Origin of the sequence: Streptomyces sp. NPDC096193 (assembly GCF_040302905.1) — a bacterium.
Taxonomy (GTDB): Bacteria; Actinomycetota; Actinomycetes; order Streptomycetales; family Streptomycetaceae; genus Streptomyces.
Window position 1 is genome coordinate 83,512 of record NZ_JBEOSJ010000010.1, and the last position, 15,033, is coordinate 98,544.

Below are 15,033 nucleotides of genomic sequence, written 5' to 3' on the forward strand. Positions count from 1 at the left end.
TAATGATCAAGAAGGTCGTCGCTGCTGCGGCTGCCACTGGTGGTCTCGTGCTCGCTGGTGCGGGTATGGCCATGGCCGACTCCGGCGCGCAGGGTGCCGCTGTGCACTCTCCCGGCGTGCTGTCCGGCAACGTCATCCAGGTGCCTGTCCACGTGCCGGTGAACGTGTGCGGCAACACGGTCTCCGTGATCGGGCTCCTGAACCCTGCCTTCGGCAACACCTGCGTCAACGCTTGATGTTGTGACCCGACCCCTCGGGGTCATGGTTTGAACCTGGGCGGTCCCGGAGTGCGCGCCATGCGCTCCGGGACCGCCCGGGTATTTCCGCCCCCGGGCACAGGGTTCGGGGGATTCCTGAAGAAGGCAGGATTCAACGTATGCGCCAGGTCACGCGCAAAGGCCTGATCACCATGGCGGCGGCGGCGGGCGGAGTGCTCGCCCTCGGCAGCGGTTACGCACACGCGGACGCAGGGGCCCACGGAGGCGCGTCGAATTCTCCGGGCGTCGGGTCCGGAAACGCGGTCCAGGTACCGGTCGACGTTCCCGTGAACGCCTGCGGCAATTCCGTCAATGTCGTCGGTCTGCTGAACCCGGTGTTCGGCAACGAATGCGCCAACAAGTCCGGGCCGTCGAAGTCCGAGTCCCAGCACGGCAAGGGATCGGGCCAAGGCAAGGGCGGTGCCCACGGCACGGGCGGAGCGAGCAATTCGCCCGGCGTCGCCTCCGGCAACCACATCGACGCCCCGGTGCACATCCCCGTGAACGCCTGCGGGAACACCGTCACCATCGGCGGTCTGCTGAACCCGGCCCTGGGCAACGACTGCGCCAATGACAGCGAGGTCAGCACACCGGGGAAGCCCGGGCCCGAGAAGCCGGAGCCGGTCGCTCCGGAGCGGCCAGGTCAGCCCCGCAGCGTGTCGCCGGTCGAGCCCGACGCGCCGGCCGCTTCCGTGCGGAACAACCCCGCCGCGCAGACCGTCGCCCAGCCGGCGGGCGCGGAGGAACTCGCCCAGACCGGCACCGACGCCATGGACCTGCTGATCCCGGCGGGCGCGGGCATGCTGCTGGCGGGAGCGGTGCTCTACCGCCGCGCCCGCTCGGCCGCGTAAGCGCAGCACGCAGGCACAGCACGGCGACACGGCTGGGAACGGCTGGAACGGCTGCAATGGCAGAAAACGGAGCGGGTCTCGTCACGACGGGGCCCGCTCCGCGCTGTCACCAGGTGGCGCGCACCTGACGGATGATGCGCCGGCGCAGCCGCACCCTGCGACTGCCGTCCCGGTGCAGACTCAGTCGGTCCAACTCCCAGTGTCCGTACTCGGCATGGTCGGTGAGCAGACGGGTCGCCTCCTTGCGGGAGACCCCGCGCGGCACGTACACGTCGACAAATTCGTATTCCGGCATCGCATCTATTGTGCGGGCAGAGCCCCGGTACGGATAGCGTCTGCACTATGTCTGATGCTGCGCAGCCCACCGCTGACGAGGTACGAGCCGCCGCCGAGGCGGTCAAGGCCGCACTGGACCGTCACCTCGCAGCGGTCGAGAACCGCACGGGCGAGGACGATCCTGCCGTCTACACCGCGTTCAACGAGCTGGCCGCCGCAGCCGAGGCGTACGACGAGCGCCTCTACGACCGCTACGACGAGGTCACGCCCTTCGAGATCCCGGCCGCGGACGAGTCCCTGCCCCCCTACGCCGGTCCTGAGGAGCCGAACGCCCTCAGTGTGCTGATCCGCCGCGACTACGCGGTGGTGGAGCCGCAGCGGCTGCTCTCCCAGGCACAGCGCATCGCCGACGTCGACACCGACGAGGACCGCCCGGCGAACGTGCCGGTCGTCGGCACCAGCGTGCACGCGGCCCTCGGAGTGCTCTTCGGGGAGTACGAGCCGGACGAAATCGCCTCCCGGCACAAGGAGTTCGGCCTGGAGGAGGGCGACTCCACGCTGTGGGTGTCGGCCTCCGACGAGGTCCCCGAGCCCGGCGAATGGCTCACCGCCCCCTTCGAGCAGGCGCTTCCCGAGCGGATCGTGTGCCGGTTCGACGTCAGCTCGGTCTTCGACGAGGACGATCTGGGCGAAGGGCTGGAGGACCTCGACGAGGTGGAGCACTGAGGCCACCGGCCCGGGCGCGTACGAGGCCCCCTGCCGCAGGACGAGCAGATCCCGCGGCTGGGGGCCTCGGCACGAGCGCTCAGGGAGTGGGGGCGAGCAGCCCTTCCAGCAACGCCCGCAGCCGTGTCGTCCGCTCCTGCGTCGGGATCTCCGCCACCGCACGCGGCAGCGCCTGGTCCACGCCGTGCACCACGGACAGATGGCGCTCGCCGCGGCTGAAGGCGGTGTAGACCCACGGCCTGCTCAGGCCCTGGGCGGCATCCCCGGGCAGCACCACGACGGCCGCGGGCCAGCGCATCCCGGTCGCCTGGTGCGCGGTCATCGCCCAGCCGTGCCGCACCGCGGACTCGACCTGCTCCTTCGGAACGACCACCGGCGCGCCCGCACAGTCGAGGTGGAGCCCCTCGGTGTCCGCCGAGACCACGGTGCCCGGGCGGGTACGGCCGGGGGAGGGGACGTACGCGACGCGGTCGCCGGGGTCGAAGCCGCCGAACCGGCCCGGGCCCGGGTTCAGCCGCTGCTTCAGCGCCGCGTTGAGCGCCCGGGTGCCCGCCGAGCCACCGTGGCCCACCGTGATCACCTGGGTGTCGGCGGGCGGTACCCCGATGGCGCGCGGCACCGAGTCGGCGACGAGCTGCACCGTGCGGTGGACCGCCTCGCCGGCGTCGCGCACCGGCACGATGACGACTTCCTTGCCGGGCGCCTCCACCTGGCTCAGCTCGCCGATCCCGATGCCCGAGACCAGCTCCCCGATGGGGCCGGGGTCCGGGGTCCGCGAGGCGATCTGCGGGCAGACGCGGGCGGCGAGCAGATCACCGAACACCCGCCCGGCGCCCGCCGACGCGAGCAGTGCGGGGTCTCCGCTGAGGACCAGCCGCCCGCCGTCCGGCATCGACTCGACCAGCATCGCCGCGGTCTCGACGTCCAGCTGCGGAGCGTCCAGCACGACCAGCAGATCCAGGGCGAAGGCTCCGTCCTGGTCCCGCCCCGGGCCCTCCGTCCCCGCGAGCAGCCCGGAGACAGTGACCGCTCCGCCGAGCCGTCGGCTGCCGTCCTCGCTGTGGACCGCGACCACGGCCCGCAGCCCGAGCGCTGTCGCGGCCTCGGCGAGCCGGGCCGGCTCGGCCCGGGACGCCTCGCCGCCGGTGTGGGTCACCAGACCGCTCGCCGCCACCGCCCGGACCAGATCCGTCGGCTCGGCCGCCTCCCACCGGGCGTCGGCGCCGGCCTTGGCCAGCCGGGCCAGGCTGTCCGCGAGACTCTCCTCCGCCAGTGCGTACCGGTCGAGGCCGAGCAGCACCGGCACGGCCTGCTCCGCGGCCTCCTCGCCCGGCCCGGCCCCGGGCTCCGCCTCGCCGCCGTCCTCGCTCTCCTGCGGCACGCCGTCCTGGAACACCAGGACCGCGCCCTCGGCGATGACCTGCTGGAGGGCCTCGTCCGGGTCGGGCACGGACCGCTCGGCCAGCGCGCCGCGCACCGCCGAGGACTCCAGCGCGGTGTGCCCCAGCAGCGCGGCCCGCTCCAGCTGCCAGGTGACGAGGGCGGCCGTCCGCCGCTCGTCGCCCGGGCCGCACTCGGTGCCCAGCAGCGCCCGCGCGAACCCGTCGGCCTGCTCGGGCCGTACGCCGGACACCGACAGCAGCTGCCAGGGGTTGTCCCGCAGCGTCGCGGCGGCCTGCTCGCCGAGCGACTCCGCCACCTGAGCCGCGAGCGTCTCGGGCGCGCCGCCCTCGACGAGCAGGGCTCGCACCGCCTCCACCGTCTCGGGAGCCGCGGCCCGGCGGCCGGTCTGCAACCCCGGGATCTGCTGCCGGACAGGCTCGGTCGGACCGGGAGCGGGACGCCGCGGAGCCGTGGTGGCCGCGGACCCCTCGCCGGAACGGGGAGAGTCGAAGAACGCGCCGCTCGGCTTCTCGCCGCTCTCCACGGCACGGACGGCCGCGAGCAGATCGGCCGTCTGACCGCTCAGCTTGGTGCCGCTCCTGATGGGCCCCTCCTTCTCGGCCTTCCGCTGCTCGATGCGGCCCCGCAACTCCCGCTGTGCGGCGAGCTCGGCCTCGGCCTCGGACAGCTTGGCGGCCTCCTCGCCGTCGGCCGTGCCGGGGGCTCCGGTCCCGGCGGTACCCGGTGCGGGCTGCTCGTCCACGGCGGTCCCGGTCTCGGCGTCGCCGTCCGCGGGCGTGCTCTCCACCCCTCCGTCCGCGGTTTCGCCGTCCGCGGCGGTGCCGTCCGCGGCCGTCTCGGCGGCGCGGTCCTCGGCCGGGGGCCCGGCCTGCTCCTCAGCGGCTGTGGGGGGCTGCGGCCCCTCGGAAGGCGCGGTCACAGCGTGCTCCAGTCCTGGTCGGGATAGCGGTGCACGGGCGCCGACACATCGTCGAGCGCCTGGCAGATCTCGTCAGGAAGCGTAAGCGTCTCCACTGACAATGCGGCCGTGAGTTGCTGCGCGTTGCGCGCGCCGATGATCGGGGCGACCACTCCCGGCCGGTCCCTCACCCACGCGAGCGCCACCTGCAGCGCCGTGACCGCCAGACCGTCGGCCGCCGTCACGACCGCGTCCACGATGCTGTCCGCCGCCTCGTCGAGATACGGCTCGACGAACGGCGCCAACTGCTCCGACGCGCCACGGGAGTCCGCCGGGGTCGCATGCCGGTACTTCCCGGTCAGCACGCCCCGGCCGAGCGGTGACGAGGGCAGCAGTCCCACGCCCAGGTCGAGCGCCGCCGGCAGCACCTCCCGCTCGACCCCTCGCTGGAGCAGGGAGTACTCCATCTGCGTGCTCGCCAGACGGGTCCGCATGCCCGGCGCCGCCAGCTGCCAGGTCGCCGCCTTCGCCAGCTGCCAGCCGCAGAAGTTCGACACGCCCGCGTACCGTGCCCGCCCGCTGCTCACCGCGATGTCGAGCGCCTGAAGCGTCTCGTCGAGCGGGGTCTGCGGGTCGAACGCGTGGACCTGCCACAGGTCGACGTAGTCCGTGCCGAGCCGCTGGAGCGAGTCGTCCAGCGCGGCGAGCAGATGTCCGCGCGAGCCGTCGAAGCGGCGGTCCGGGTCAGGAATGCTCCCCGCCTTCGTCGCGATCACGAGATCACGCCGGGGCACGAGCCGTTCGACCAACTGCCCCAGCAGGTATTCGGCATCCCCGCCGCCGTACACATCGGCGGTGTCGACGAGCGTCCCGCCGGCCTCCCAGAACGCCTTCAACTGGTCGGCGGCGTCGTGCTCGTCGGTGTCCCGGCCCCAGGTGAGGGTGCCCAGCCCTATCCGGGACACGCGCAGGCCGGTGTGGCCGAGATGCCTCTGTTCCATGGGCGCTGAGATTACTGGCCATGGGCCCACCCTGAGAGAGCCTGTGGACAACCTCCCCCTGACGGATCGCGGGGACCCGCGCTAGAGTCCCCCGGAACAGAGACGTTACTGATCAGTAAGAGGGAGCGGTTATGCGGCTCGGCATCAACCTCGGCTACTGGGGCGCGGGGATGGACGGCGACAACCTCGCGGTCGCCAAGGAGGCCGACAGGCTCGGCTACGACGTCTGCTGGGCCGCCGAGGCGTACGGCTCCGACGCGCCCACGGTCCTCACCTGGGTCGCCGCCCAGACCGAGCGCATCGACGTCGGCTCCGCGATCATGCAGATCCCGGCTCGCCAGCCCGCCATGACGGCCATGACCGCGGCCACCCTCGACTCCCTCTCCGACGGCCGTTTCCGCCTCGGACTCGGCGTCTCGGGCCCCCAGGTCTCCGAGGGCTGGTACGGCGTGAAGTTCGACAAGCCGCTGGCCCGCACCCGTGAGTACGTCGAGATCGTCCGCCGGGCCATGTCCCGCGAGCGGTTGTCCTTCGAGGGTGAGCACTGGACCCTGCCGCTGCCCGACGGACCGGGCAAGCCGATCAAGCTCACGGTCCACCCCAAGCGCGAGCACATCCCGCTGTACATCGCCGCGATCGGCCCCAAGAACCTGGAGCAGACCGGTGAGATCGCGGACGGCGCTCTGCTGATCTTCCCCTCCGCCGACCACCTCGAGGAGACGGCCGTCCGCCATCTGCGCGCGGGCCGGGAGAAGGCCGGCAAGACGATGGAAGGCTTCGACGTCTGCCCGACCCTCCCGCTGGCGGTCGGCGACGACGTCAACGGCCTCGCCGACATGTTCCGTCCCTACACCGCGCTGTACGTCGGCGGCATGGGCAGCCGCAAGCAGAACTTCTACAATCAGCTCGCGCAGCGCATGGGCTACGAGAAGGAAGCCGCGGAGATCCAGGACAAGTACCTGTCCGGCGACAAGCAGGGCGCGGCCGCGGCCGTGCCGCACCAGCTGATCGACTCCACCACGCTGCTCGGCTCGGTGGAGCGGATCGCCGAGCGGATGCAGGCGTACAACGAGGCCGGCGTCACCACGCTCACCCTCGCACCGGCCGGCTTCACGCTCGACGAGCGGATCACCGCCCTCCGGGCGGGCACCGAGGCACTGGAGCGCGCTGGCCTCGCCTAGTCCCGCGGACCTCGCCCGGTCGCGGGGGCCTCGCCCGGTCCCTTTGCGGGACCCGGGGGCGGCGGAGAGGCTTGGGAGAGAAGTTCTGCGGCCGTGGTGGGGGCTCGGGGGTCTTCCCCGCCACGGCCGTCGTACACACAACGCCGAACAGGCCGCCGTGGTTACTCCCTCTTCTTGCGGTCCCGCATGTCCTCCGTTCGGCGCAGTTGCCCGACCCAGCTGTTGCCTCGCCTCCCGTACCGCATTTGACTCGTTCTGCGCGGACACCTTCAGGAGGTGGCAGTGATGCTCTCGGCTCGGAGCCTGTTCCAGGAAATCATCGACAACGACGACTCCTTCCAGCTCTTCTGCTCCATCGCGGCCAGCGGCGAGGCCCAGGGAGGCTGGGAGAACGCCCGAATCGCCGCGCTCGTGCCCGACAGCATGCGCGCCCTCGCGCCGAAGATCACCCGGCACGGCGCCGACGAGGACAAGCACGGCAGGATCTTCGAGGCCCTGCTGAAGAAGCGTGGGCTCGAACCCGTCCCCGTCCCGCCCGAGACCGACTACACGATGCTGCTCGAACAGCGGGGCATCGGCCTCACCCACGAGAAGCTGCGCCGCGACGAGGCCCTCACGGAGGAGGACATCGTCGTCTACCTCTCGCACAGCAGGGTCACCGAGCAGCGGGCGGCCGACCAGATGGACATGCTGGTCACATATTTCGGGGACCATCCGGAGTTCGGCAAGGCGATCCGGATGATCTGCGCCGACGAGGACAACCACCTGGCGTACTGCCACGAGGAACTGCTCCGCCTCGCCGCCGAGGGCCACGGCCGCACCATCCACGGCGTCCTGCGCGCGAGCGCCCTCGCCGAGATCGCGGTGTACCGCGATGTCAGCCTCGCCGTGATGGGACACATGGGGCGGCTGTTGCACTGGCCCCGGGCCAAGTCCGCCGCGCTCGCCGCGGGCATCCACGGCATGTACGCGTACGACCGGTTCGGCGGCTGGCACAAGATGGTCGGCCTGCGGATGCCGACACGGCGGGGCGCTCTCGACGGACCGCCCACCGCCGCGCCGGCCTACTGACAGCACCCGGCCCACCGAGAGCATCCGGTCCACGGAGAGCACAGCCGAGAGCATCCGGTCCACCGAGAGCATCAGGTCCGCCGAGAGCACAGGCCCCGCGAACGCACCCCCTCGTCGAGCGCCGCTACAGCCAGCCGCGGCGCTTGAACAGCCGGAACAGCCCGACGACCGCGCCCGCCATCAGGGCGATGACGGCCGGATACCCCCAGGTCCAGCCCAGCTCCGGCATGTGCTCGAAGTTCATGCCGTAGATGCCCGCGACCATGGTGGGCACCGCCGCCATCGCCGCCCAGGCCGAGATCTTCCGCATGTCGTCGTTCTGGCGCACGCTCGTCTGCGCGAGATGGGCCGCCAGCACGTCCGACAGCAGCCGGTCGAGCCCCTCCACCTGCTCGTTGGCCCGCGTCAGGTGATCGCTGACGTCCCGGAAGAAGGGCTGCGAGCGTTTCTCCACGAAGGGCACCCCGGCGCTCGCCAGCCGGGCCATGGGCGCCGCCAGTGGCGTGGCGGCCCGCCGGAACTCCAGCACCTGCCGCTTGAAGGTGTAGATCCGGGCCGCGGTCGGGGGAGAGCCGGCCGAGCCGGCCTCCTTGCCGGCCCCTTTGCCGGTCGGCGCGAAGACCTCGGCCTCCATCTCCTCCAGGTCCACCTGGAGTTCCGCCGCCACATCGATGTAGTGGTCGACGACGGCGTCGCTGATGGCGTACAGCACCGCGGTGGGCCCGTGCTTCAGCACGTCGGGATCGGCCTCCAGCCGCTGCCGCACGGCGTGCAGCGGGGCGCCCTCGCCGTGCCGGACCGTCACCACGAACGAGTCGCCGATGAAGATCATGAGCTCGCTGGTGTCGACGGAGTCGCTCTCCGGCTCGTAGACCACCGGCTTGAGGACCATGAACAGCGAGTCGTCGTACACCTCGAGCTTGGGCCGCTGATGGGCCTTCAGCGCGTCCTCCACCGCCAGCGGATGCAGACTGAACTCGCTGCTGACGAGGTCGAACTCCTCCTCCGTGGGCTCGTGCACGCCGATCCAGACAAATGCGTCCCCGATCGTCCGTGCCTCGTCCAGTGCGTCCGAGAAATCCTTGGGGCCCTCGGTGCGGCGCCCTTCCCGGTAGATGGCGCAGTCCACGATCACGGCGCGTATTCTTCCGTGCGATCCGCCCCGACGCACCCTCCGGCCCCGGTCCGCTCAGGGCAAGCCGTTCGGATCCTGCCGGGCTCACGTGCCATGGCACCCACTCCCCCGTAACCCTTCGGGCACGGGAGGTACCCGCACGCCGCGTTGTCCTCAGTCGGCATGGCTCCGCCGTGCCTCCTTGCCCCACAGCCTGCGGCGTGGGAGGGAACCCCACCTCCGCCCTGCGATCGCACGTGCCAGGCCTCGCCCACCGACCCGGCCCGATCCTCCCCACAGGCCCTAGGCTGGCGCTCATGGTCACGCTGATCCTCGTACGCCACGGCCGCTCCACCGCCAACACCGCTGGGGTGCTCGCCGGCTGGACCCCCGGCGTCCATCTCGACGAACGCGGCTCCGCGCAGGCGGCCGCGCTGCCCGCCCGTCTCGCCGACGTACCGCTCACCGCGGCCGTCAGCAGCCCTCTGGCACGCTGTGAGCAGACGCTCCGGCCGCTGCTGGACGCTCGCCCCGGTCTCGAGCTCCAGACCGACGAGCGGATCGGTGAGTGCCACTACGGGGACTGGTCGGGGCGCAAGCTCAAGGAGCTGGCCGACGAGCCGCTGATGGAGGTCGTGCAGCAGCATCCCTCGGCGGCGGCCTTTCCGGGCGGTGAGTCGATGCGGGCCATGCAGGCGCGGGCCGTCGACGCCGTGCGCGACTGGAACGCGCGTGTCGCCGAGGCGCACGGCGAGGACGCCACCTATGTGATGTGCTCTCACGGAGACATCATCAAGGCGCTGGTCGCGGACGCGCTCGGCATGCATCTCGATCTTTTCCAGCGGATCCATGTGGAACCGTGTTCCGTGACAGCGATCCGTTACACCCGTACCAGGCCGTTTCTTCTGCGTCTCGGTGACACAGGGGATTTGGACTCGCTGGCACCGCGCGGGAACGCCGGCGACGGGGCCGCGGTTGTAGGAGGCGGCGCGGGCGCCCCGTGATCGCCCGGCGCAGTAGGGTGGACGGGCTGAAAACCCGTGTGCCCGCGCACCGTCCGCCCACCCCGATCGTTCCCGAAATCTCGAGGGAGACAGAACGTGTCCCGTCAGGTGTTCCTCTACGACCCGCCGGACCGGTTCGTGGCCGGTACGGTCGGGCTGCCTGGACGCCGTACGTTCTTCCTGCAGGCCTCGGCCGCAGGGCGCACCACGAGCGTGGCCCTGGAGAAGACCCAGGTCGCCGCCCTCGCCGAGCGAATCGATGAGCTGCTCGACGAGGTCGTGCGCCGTACCGGGGGCAATGCGCCGGTGCCGGCCATGGCCCCCGCGGACGTCTCGGACACCGCGCCGCTGGACGCCCCCGTCGAGGAGGAGTTCCGGGTCGGCACGATGGCGCTCGCCTGGGACGGCGAGGAACAGCGCATGATCGTCGAGGCCCAGGCGCTGGTCGAACTGGACGCGGAGTCCGAGGAGGACCTCGCGGAGGCGGAGGAACGGCTGCTCCAGGACGAGGAGAACGGTCCGCCGATGCTGCGCGTACGGCTGACGGGGGCGCAGGCCAGGGCGTTCGCCAAGCGCGCGCTGGACGTGGTGAACGCCGGCCGGCCGCCGTGCCCGCTGTGCAGTCTGCCGCTCGACCCGGAGGGACACGTATGTCCGCGCCAGAACGGATACCGCCGCGGAGCGTGACCGCACTCGACCTGCTCACCAAGGGTGAGCTGACCGTGCGCGGCCGGGTCCGTGAGGCGTCCAACGCGGTGCTGTTCTGCTCCGTCTCCCACGAGGGCGAGACGGCGTCCTGCGTCTACAAGCCGGTCGCCGGCGAGCGGCCGCTGTGGGACTTCCCCGACGGCACGCTGGCGCAGCGCGAGGTGGCCGCCTACGAGATCTCCCAGGCGCTGGGATGGAATCTCGTACCGCCCACCGTCCTGCGGGACGGCCCGTACGGGCAGGGCATGGTCCAGCTCTGGATCGAGGCGGACCCCTCCGCCGCCCTGCTCGCGCTCCTCGAGGAGGATGAGCCGGGGGAGGGCTGGAAGGCGGTCGGCTTCGCCGACGTCGGCGAGGGGCGGACCGCGCTGCTGGTCCACGCGGACGACGAGCGGCTGCGACGCCTCGCGGTACTGGACGCGGTGATCAACAACGGCGACCGCAAGGGCGGACATCTGCTGCCCACGACCGACGGTGTGCTGTACGCGATCGACCACGGCGTCACGTTCAACGTGGACGACAAGCTGCGCACCCTGCTGTGGGGTTGGGCGGGTGAGCCGCTGGCGCCCGAGGCCCTGGAGGCCCTCACCGCCCTGCTGCCCGCCCTGGCCGACGGGGAGCCCCTGGTCACCCGGCTGGCGCAACTGCTCACGGCGGCGGAGGTCGATTCCGTACGGGCGAGGGTGGCGGCTCTGATCGCGTCGGGCAGTCACCCGGTGCCGTCGGGGGAGTGGCCCGCCATCCCGTGGCCGCCGGTCTGAGGTGCCGCCGGCGGCCTGCAGTCCGCCGCCGCGGTCCGCGGGGTCCTCAAGGACGTCGGAACCGGCCGATCTTCGCGATCCGGTTCGTATGTGGAACTCCCGTCCGGTTAGGCTCATGACATGCATGCCTGGCCCGCTTCTGAGGTCCCCGCCCTGCCCGGCAAGGGCCGCGACCTCCGGATCCACGACTCCACGACCAGCGGTTTGGTGACTCTCACCCCCGGTCCCGTCGCCCGTATCTACGTCTGCGGCATCACGCCGTACGACGCGACCCACATCGGTCACGCGGCGACCTACAACGCGTTCGACCTCGTTCAGCGCGTGTGGCTCGACACCAAGCGCCAGGTTCACTACGTCCAGAACGTCACCGACGTGGACGATCCTCTCCTGGAGCGCGCCGTCCGCGACGGGCAGGACTGGACCGAGCTCGCCGAGCGCGAGACCGCGCTGTTCCGTGAGGACATGACCGCCCTGCGGATGCTTCCGCCGCGCCACTACGTCGGAGCCGTCGAGGCGATACCGGGCATCGTCCCGCTCGTCGAGCGTCTGCGCGACGCGGGCGCCGCCTACGAACTCGAGGGCGACACCTACTTCTCGGTCGAGGCCGACCCGAACTTCGGTGAGGTCTCGCACCTCGACGCCGAAGCCATGCGGCTGCTCTCCGCGGAGCGCGGCGGCGACCCGGAGCGTCCCGGCAAGAAGAACCCGCTCGACCCGATGCTGTGGATGGCCGCCCGTGAGGGCGAGCCGAGTTGGGACGGCAAAAGCCTCGGCCGTGGCCGTCCCGGCTGGCACATCGAGTGCGTCGCCATCGCGCTCGACCACCTCGGCATGGGCTTCGACGTGCAGGGCGGCGGTTCCGATCTCGCCTTCCCGCACCACGAGATGGGCGCGTCCCACGCCCAGGCGCTCACCGGCGAACACCCCTTCGCCCAGGCCTATGTGCACGCCGGCATGGTGGCACTCGACGGCGAGAAGATGTCGAAGTCCAAGGGCAACCTGGTCTTCGTCTCCAAGCTGCGCCGCGACGGGGTCGACCCGGCGGCCATCCGGCTCGCCCTGCTCGCCCACCACTACCGCGCCGACTGGGAGTGGACCGACCAGGTCCTGCGGGACGCCGTGGAGCGGCTCGACCGCTGGCGCGCCGCCGTGTCCCGGCCCGACGGACCGTCCGCGGAAACGCTCGTCGAGGAGATCCGCGAGGCGCTCGCCGACGACCTGGACGCCCCCGCCGCGCTGAGGGCCGTCGACCGCTGGGCCGAGCGTCAGCGCGCGGAGGGCGGTACGGACGAGGGCGCGCCCGGGATTGTCTCCCGCACGGTCGACGCCCTGCTGGGCGTCGCGTTGTAGCACCGCACATCCGCCACATCGGTAACGTCCGCCCCACGGGCGCGCTCAGGTCCCCGACCTGAACGCGCCCGTCCGCATTTCACCGCGCTCCTGCGCCGTCGGGCCGCTCTGTGCTGAGGTGGAGGCCTCTGCAGAACACTTGTCGGAAGGACGCACGATGACCCGCTCCTTCGCACGAAGAAGAGTTCTCCGAACCGCAGCCGCGCTCGGCGGCGCGGCCCTCCTCAGCCCCCTCGCCGGCCCGGCCACGGCCGCCGAACACGCCGGCCGGCGGTGGCCCGAGACCTTCCCTCTGCCGAACGGCTTCCGTCCCGAGGGCATCACCATCGGGACCGGTCCGTATGCCTACGTCGGTTCCATCGCGACCGGTTCCGTCTACCGCGCCGACCTCGCCACCGGCCGCGGACGGGTCGTCAGCCAGGGCCTCGGCGCCGCGCATCCGGTGATCGGGCTCAAGATCGACCGGCGGGAGCGGCTGCTGTTCCTGTGCGGCGGTGTGAGCCGGGAGATCCGGATCGCCGACGCCCGCAGGGGGACGCTGCTCCGGACGTTCGGTGTCGGCTCGGAGGGCACCATGGTCAACGATGTGGTGCTCACGCCGGGGGCGGCCTACTTCACCGATTCCTTCAAGCCGAATCTCTACCGGCTCCCGCTCGGCCCGCGCGACGAGCCGGGCGACGCGATCACCACGGTGCCGCTCGGCGGTGACTGGGTGCAGGGTGCCGCGCTGACGGCCAACGGCATCTCCCGCACTCCGGACGGCCGGGCGCTGCTGATGGCCAATCAGGCGGTGGGCGGTGGCTCACTGATGCGTGTGGACCCCCGCACGGGCGTCGCGCGCCGCGTGGACCTCGGCGGGACCCCATTGCCCAACGCGGACGGGCTGTTGCTGCTCGGCCGCCTTCTCCATGTCGTACAGAACCGGCTGAACACGATCGCGGTGGTGAAGGTGAACGAGTCGGGGACCAGCGGCCGGGTGGTCGCCAGGATCACCGATCCGGACTTCAAGGTCCCCACGACCGCTGCTGTGTGGCGCGACCGGATCTATCTGCCCAACGCCCGCTTCGACGTGGCCCAGCCGACCCCGGACACCACGTACGACGTGGTCGCGGTGGACCGGGTCGGACGCTGAGCACAAAGCGCCGAGCACGCTGAGCACGCTGAGCACACTGTGACGCTCAGCCCACTGAGCACTGAGCACTGGGCACTGAACACGGCCGGGGCGGCGCTCGGTGAGCGCCGCCCCGGTCCCGTACCTGTGTCCGTCCCGCTGCCGCGGGTTGGGCCCTGCCCCGGCCCGCCGCCGGTCAGTCCTCCGAGGACTCCGGCTCGTCGCCGTCCGCGTCGGACTCGCCGGACGCCTCGCTCTCCGGCTCCGCGCGCGGAGGCTTCGGCGGTCGCGTACGCCCGCCCGGGTCGCGCAGGTAGGAACCGCTGTCGCCGCCCTCGGTCGCATGACCGGGACCGGCCGCCGGGCCGAGACCGCCCGGACCGCCGTCCCGTCGCCGCAGATACCGTTCGAATTCGCGGGCGATCGCCTCGCCGGACGCCTCGGGAAGCTCCGCGGTGTCCCGCGCCTCCTCAAGTGTCTGGACGTACTCCGCCACTTCACTGTCCTCGGCTGCCAGTTGGTCGACACCGAGCTGCCAGGCGCGGGCGTCCTCGGCCAGTTCACCGAGCGGGATGCGCAGACCGATCAGGTCCTCGAGGCGGTTGAGCAGGGCCAGCGTCGCCTTGGGGTTCGGCGGCTGCGACACGTAGTGCGGCACCGCGGCCCACAGGCTCACCGCCGGCACACCCGCGTGCGTGCACGCCTCCTGGAGGATGCCGACGATGCCGGTCGGTCCCTCGTACCTGGTCTCCTCCAGGTCCATGGTTCTGGCCAGGTCCGGGTCCGAGGTGATGCCGCTGACCGGCACCGGCCGGGTGTGCGGGGTGTCGCCGAGCAGCGCGCCCAGGATCACCACCATCTCGACGCCCAGCTCGTGGGCGAAGCCCAGGATCTCGTTGCAGAACGAGCGCCAGCGCATGGAGGGCTCGATGCCGCGGACCAGAACCAGGTCGCGCGGCTTGTCGCCGCCGATACGGACCACGGAGAGCCGGGTGGTGGGCCAGGTGATCTTCCGTACTCCGCCGTCCAGCCACACCGTGGGCCGGTTGACCTGGAAGTCGTAGTAGTCCTCGGCGTCGAGCGCCGCGAACACCTCGCCCTTCCATTCCCGGTCCAGATGTGCGACCGCGGTGGAGGCAGCGTCGCCGGCGTCGTTCCAGCCCTCGAACGCGGCCACCATGACCGGGTCGATCAGCTCGGGAACCGCCTCGAGCTCGATCACCCAGTGCCTCCTTCCGAAGTTCCCTTTCGTACGCCCCAACCTTACGGCTTACGAGGTCTCCGGCCGCAGCCCCCCGGCACGGGCGGGTGAACTTCGGC

At 71.6% G+C, this 15,033-nt stretch carries 15 protein-coding genes; 10 read left to right on the forward strand and 5 right to left on the reverse strand.

Features of this window, described 5'->3' with window-relative positions:
• Positions 1 to 2: 2 nt before the first annotated feature.
• Both chpH and ABTX78_RS16925 read left to right on the forward strand, forming a co-directional pair.
• Complete coding sequence (gene chpH, locus ABTX78_RS16920) at positions 3 to 236, forward strand: chaplin ChpH (protein ID WP_313947288.1); 234 nt, start codon at positions 3 to 5, stop codon at positions 234 to 236.
• 140 nt (positions 237 to 376) lie between these two features.
• Positions 377 to 1,108, forward strand: coding sequence for a chaplin family protein (locus ABTX78_RS16925; RefSeq protein WP_352207560.1), 732 nt, complete (start codon positions 377 to 379; stop codon positions 1,106 to 1,108).
• Between the two features lie 106 nt (positions 1,109 to 1,214).
• On the opposite strand, the gene ABTX78_RS16930 is transcribed toward ABTX78_RS16925, so the two are convergent.
• On the reverse strand, positions 1,215 to 1,403 hold the full coding sequence (locus tag ABTX78_RS16930; protein WP_005319466.1) for a DUF5703 family protein: 189 nt from the start codon (positions 1,401 to 1,403) through the stop codon (positions 1,215 to 1,217).
• A 47-nt stretch (positions 1,404 to 1,450) separates the two neighbouring features.
• Between ABTX78_RS16930 and ABTX78_RS16935 the strand changes: the two genes are divergently transcribed.
• Positions 1,451 to 2,110 (forward strand): hypothetical protein, encoded by a 660-nt coding sequence (locus ABTX78_RS16935; protein WP_352207561.1) that lies wholly within the window; start codon positions 1,451 to 1,453, stop codon positions 2,108 to 2,110.
• A gap of 79 nt (positions 2,111 to 2,189) precedes the next feature.
• Here ABTX78_RS16935 and ABTX78_RS16940 read toward each other — a convergent pair whose 3' ends face one another.
• Together ABTX78_RS16940 and ABTX78_RS16945 are read right to left on the reverse strand one after the other, a co-directional pair.
• Positions 2,190 to 4,433, reverse strand: coding sequence for a helix-hairpin-helix domain-containing protein (locus tag ABTX78_RS16940; RefSeq protein ID WP_352207562.1), 2,244 nt, complete (start codon positions 4,431 to 4,433; stop codon positions 2,190 to 2,192).
• A complete protein-coding gene (locus ABTX78_RS16945) occupies positions 4,430 to 5,413 on the reverse strand; it encodes an aldo/keto reductase (RefSeq protein WP_352207563.1) in 984 nt (327 codons plus the stop codon). The genes ABTX78_RS16940 and ABTX78_RS16945 overlap by 4 nt, the downstream gene beginning before the upstream one ends.
• A 131-nt stretch (positions 5,414 to 5,544) precedes the next feature.
• Between ABTX78_RS16945 and ABTX78_RS16950 the strand changes: the two genes are divergently transcribed.
• Both ABTX78_RS16950 and ABTX78_RS16955 read left to right on the forward strand, forming a co-directional pair.
• Positions 5,545 to 6,594 (forward strand): LLM class F420-dependent oxidoreductase, encoded by a 1,050-nt coding sequence (locus ABTX78_RS16950; RefSeq protein WP_352207564.1) that lies wholly within the window; start codon positions 5,545 to 5,547, stop codon positions 6,592 to 6,594.
• A gap of 285 nt (positions 6,595 to 6,879) precedes the next feature.
• Complete coding sequence (locus ABTX78_RS16955) at positions 6,880 to 7,665, forward strand: ferritin-like domain-containing protein (RefSeq protein ID WP_352207565.1); 786 nt, start codon at positions 6,880 to 6,882, stop codon at positions 7,663 to 7,665.
• Positions 7,666 to 7,789: 124 nt separating this feature from the next.
• Here the strand turns inward: ABTX78_RS16955 and corA are convergent, their stop codons facing one another.
• A complete protein-coding gene (corA, locus tag ABTX78_RS16960; RefSeq protein ID WP_352207694.1) occupies positions 7,790 to 8,809 on the reverse strand; it encodes a magnesium/cobalt transporter CorA in 1,020 nt (339 codons plus the stop codon).
• 287 nt (positions 8,810 to 9,096) lie between these two features.
• Here corA and ABTX78_RS16965 point away from each other — a divergent pair, with 287 nt between their 5' ends.
• The 5 genes from ABTX78_RS16965 (at position 9,097) to ABTX78_RS16985 (ending at position 13,734) form a co-directional block, all read left to right on the forward strand.
• Positions 9,097 to 9,783 carry a histidine phosphatase family protein gene (locus ABTX78_RS16965; RefSeq protein WP_352207566.1) on the forward strand — a complete coding sequence of 229 codons (687 nt, stop codon included), beginning with the start codon at positions 9,097 to 9,099 and terminating at the stop codon, positions 9,781 to 9,783.
• A gap of 96 nt (positions 9,784 to 9,879) precedes the next feature.
• Positions 9,880 to 10,470: a DUF3090 domain-containing protein gene (locus tag ABTX78_RS16970; protein WP_352207567.1), complete on the forward strand. Its 591-nt coding sequence runs from the start codon at positions 9,880 to 9,882 to the stop codon at positions 10,468 to 10,470.
• Positions 10,434 to 11,252, forward strand: a complete 819-nt coding sequence (locus ABTX78_RS16975; RefSeq protein WP_352207568.1) for an SCO1664 family protein — start codon at positions 10,434 to 10,436, stop codon at positions 11,250 to 11,252. Before ABTX78_RS16970 ends, ABTX78_RS16975 begins: the two co-directional genes overlap by 37 nt.
• Positions 11,253 to 11,372: 120 nt before the next feature.
• On the forward strand, positions 11,373 to 12,602 hold the full coding sequence (mshC, locus tag ABTX78_RS16980; protein ID WP_352207569.1) for a cysteine--1-D-myo-inosityl 2-amino-2-deoxy-alpha-D-glucopyranoside ligase: 1,230 nt from the start codon (positions 11,373 to 11,375) through the stop codon (positions 12,600 to 12,602).
• Positions 12,603 to 12,759: 157 nt separating this feature from the next.
• Complete coding sequence (locus tag ABTX78_RS16985; RefSeq protein WP_352207570.1) at positions 12,760 to 13,734, forward strand: SMP-30/gluconolactonase/LRE family protein; 975 nt, start codon at positions 12,760 to 12,762, stop codon at positions 13,732 to 13,734.
• Between the two features lie 175 nt (positions 13,735 to 13,909).
• On the opposite strand, the gene ABTX78_RS16990 is transcribed toward ABTX78_RS16985, so the two are convergent.
• Positions 13,910 to 14,935, reverse strand: a complete 1,026-nt coding sequence (locus ABTX78_RS16990) for a PAC2 family protein (RefSeq protein WP_328860061.1) — start codon at positions 14,933 to 14,935, stop codon at positions 13,910 to 13,912.
• Positions 14,936 to 15,033 lie beyond the last annotated feature (98 nt).

Bases quoted from the DNA above. Each gene is read 5' to 3' on its own strand.
- ABTX78_RS16985 (WP_352207570.1), top strand. From the start codon at position 12,760: ATGACCCGCTCCTTCGCACGAAGAAGAGTTCTCCGAACCGCAGCCGCG.
- ABTX78_RS16945 (WP_352207563.1), bottom strand. From the start codon at position 5,413: ATGGAACAGAGGCATCTCGGCCACACCGGCCTGCGCGTGTCCCGGATA.
- ABTX78_RS16925 (WP_352207560.1), top strand. From the start codon at position 377: ATGCGCCAGGTCACGCGCAAAGGCCTGATCACCATGGCGGCGGCGGCG.
- chpH (WP_313947288.1), top strand. From the start codon at position 3: ATGATCAAGAAGGTCGTCGCTGCTGCGGCTGCCACTGGTGGTCTCGTG.
- ABTX78_RS16935 (WP_352207561.1), top strand. From the start codon at position 1,451: ATGTCTGATGCTGCGCAGCCCACCGCTGACGAGGTACGAGCCGCCGCC.
- ABTX78_RS16975 (WP_352207568.1), top strand. From the start codon at position 10,434: ATGTCCGCGCCAGAACGGATACCGCCGCGGAGCGTGACCGCACTCGAC.
- ABTX78_RS16950 (WP_352207564.1), top strand. From the start codon at position 5,545: ATGCGGCTCGGCATCAACCTCGGCTACTGGGGCGCGGGGATGGACGGC.
- mshC (WP_352207569.1), top strand. From the start codon at position 11,373: ATGCATGCCTGGCCCGCTTCTGAGGTCCCCGCCCTGCCCGGCAAGGGC.
- ABTX78_RS16955 (WP_352207565.1), top strand. From the start codon at position 6,880: ATGCTCTCGGCTCGGAGCCTGTTCCAGGAAATCATCGACAACGACGAC.
- ABTX78_RS16930 (WP_005319466.1), bottom strand. From the start codon at position 1,403: ATGCCGGAATACGAATTTGTCGACGTGTACGTGCCGCGCGGGGTCTCC.
- ABTX78_RS16965 (WP_352207566.1), top strand. From the start codon at position 9,097: ATGGTCACGCTGATCCTCGTACGCCACGGCCGCTCCACCGCCAACACC.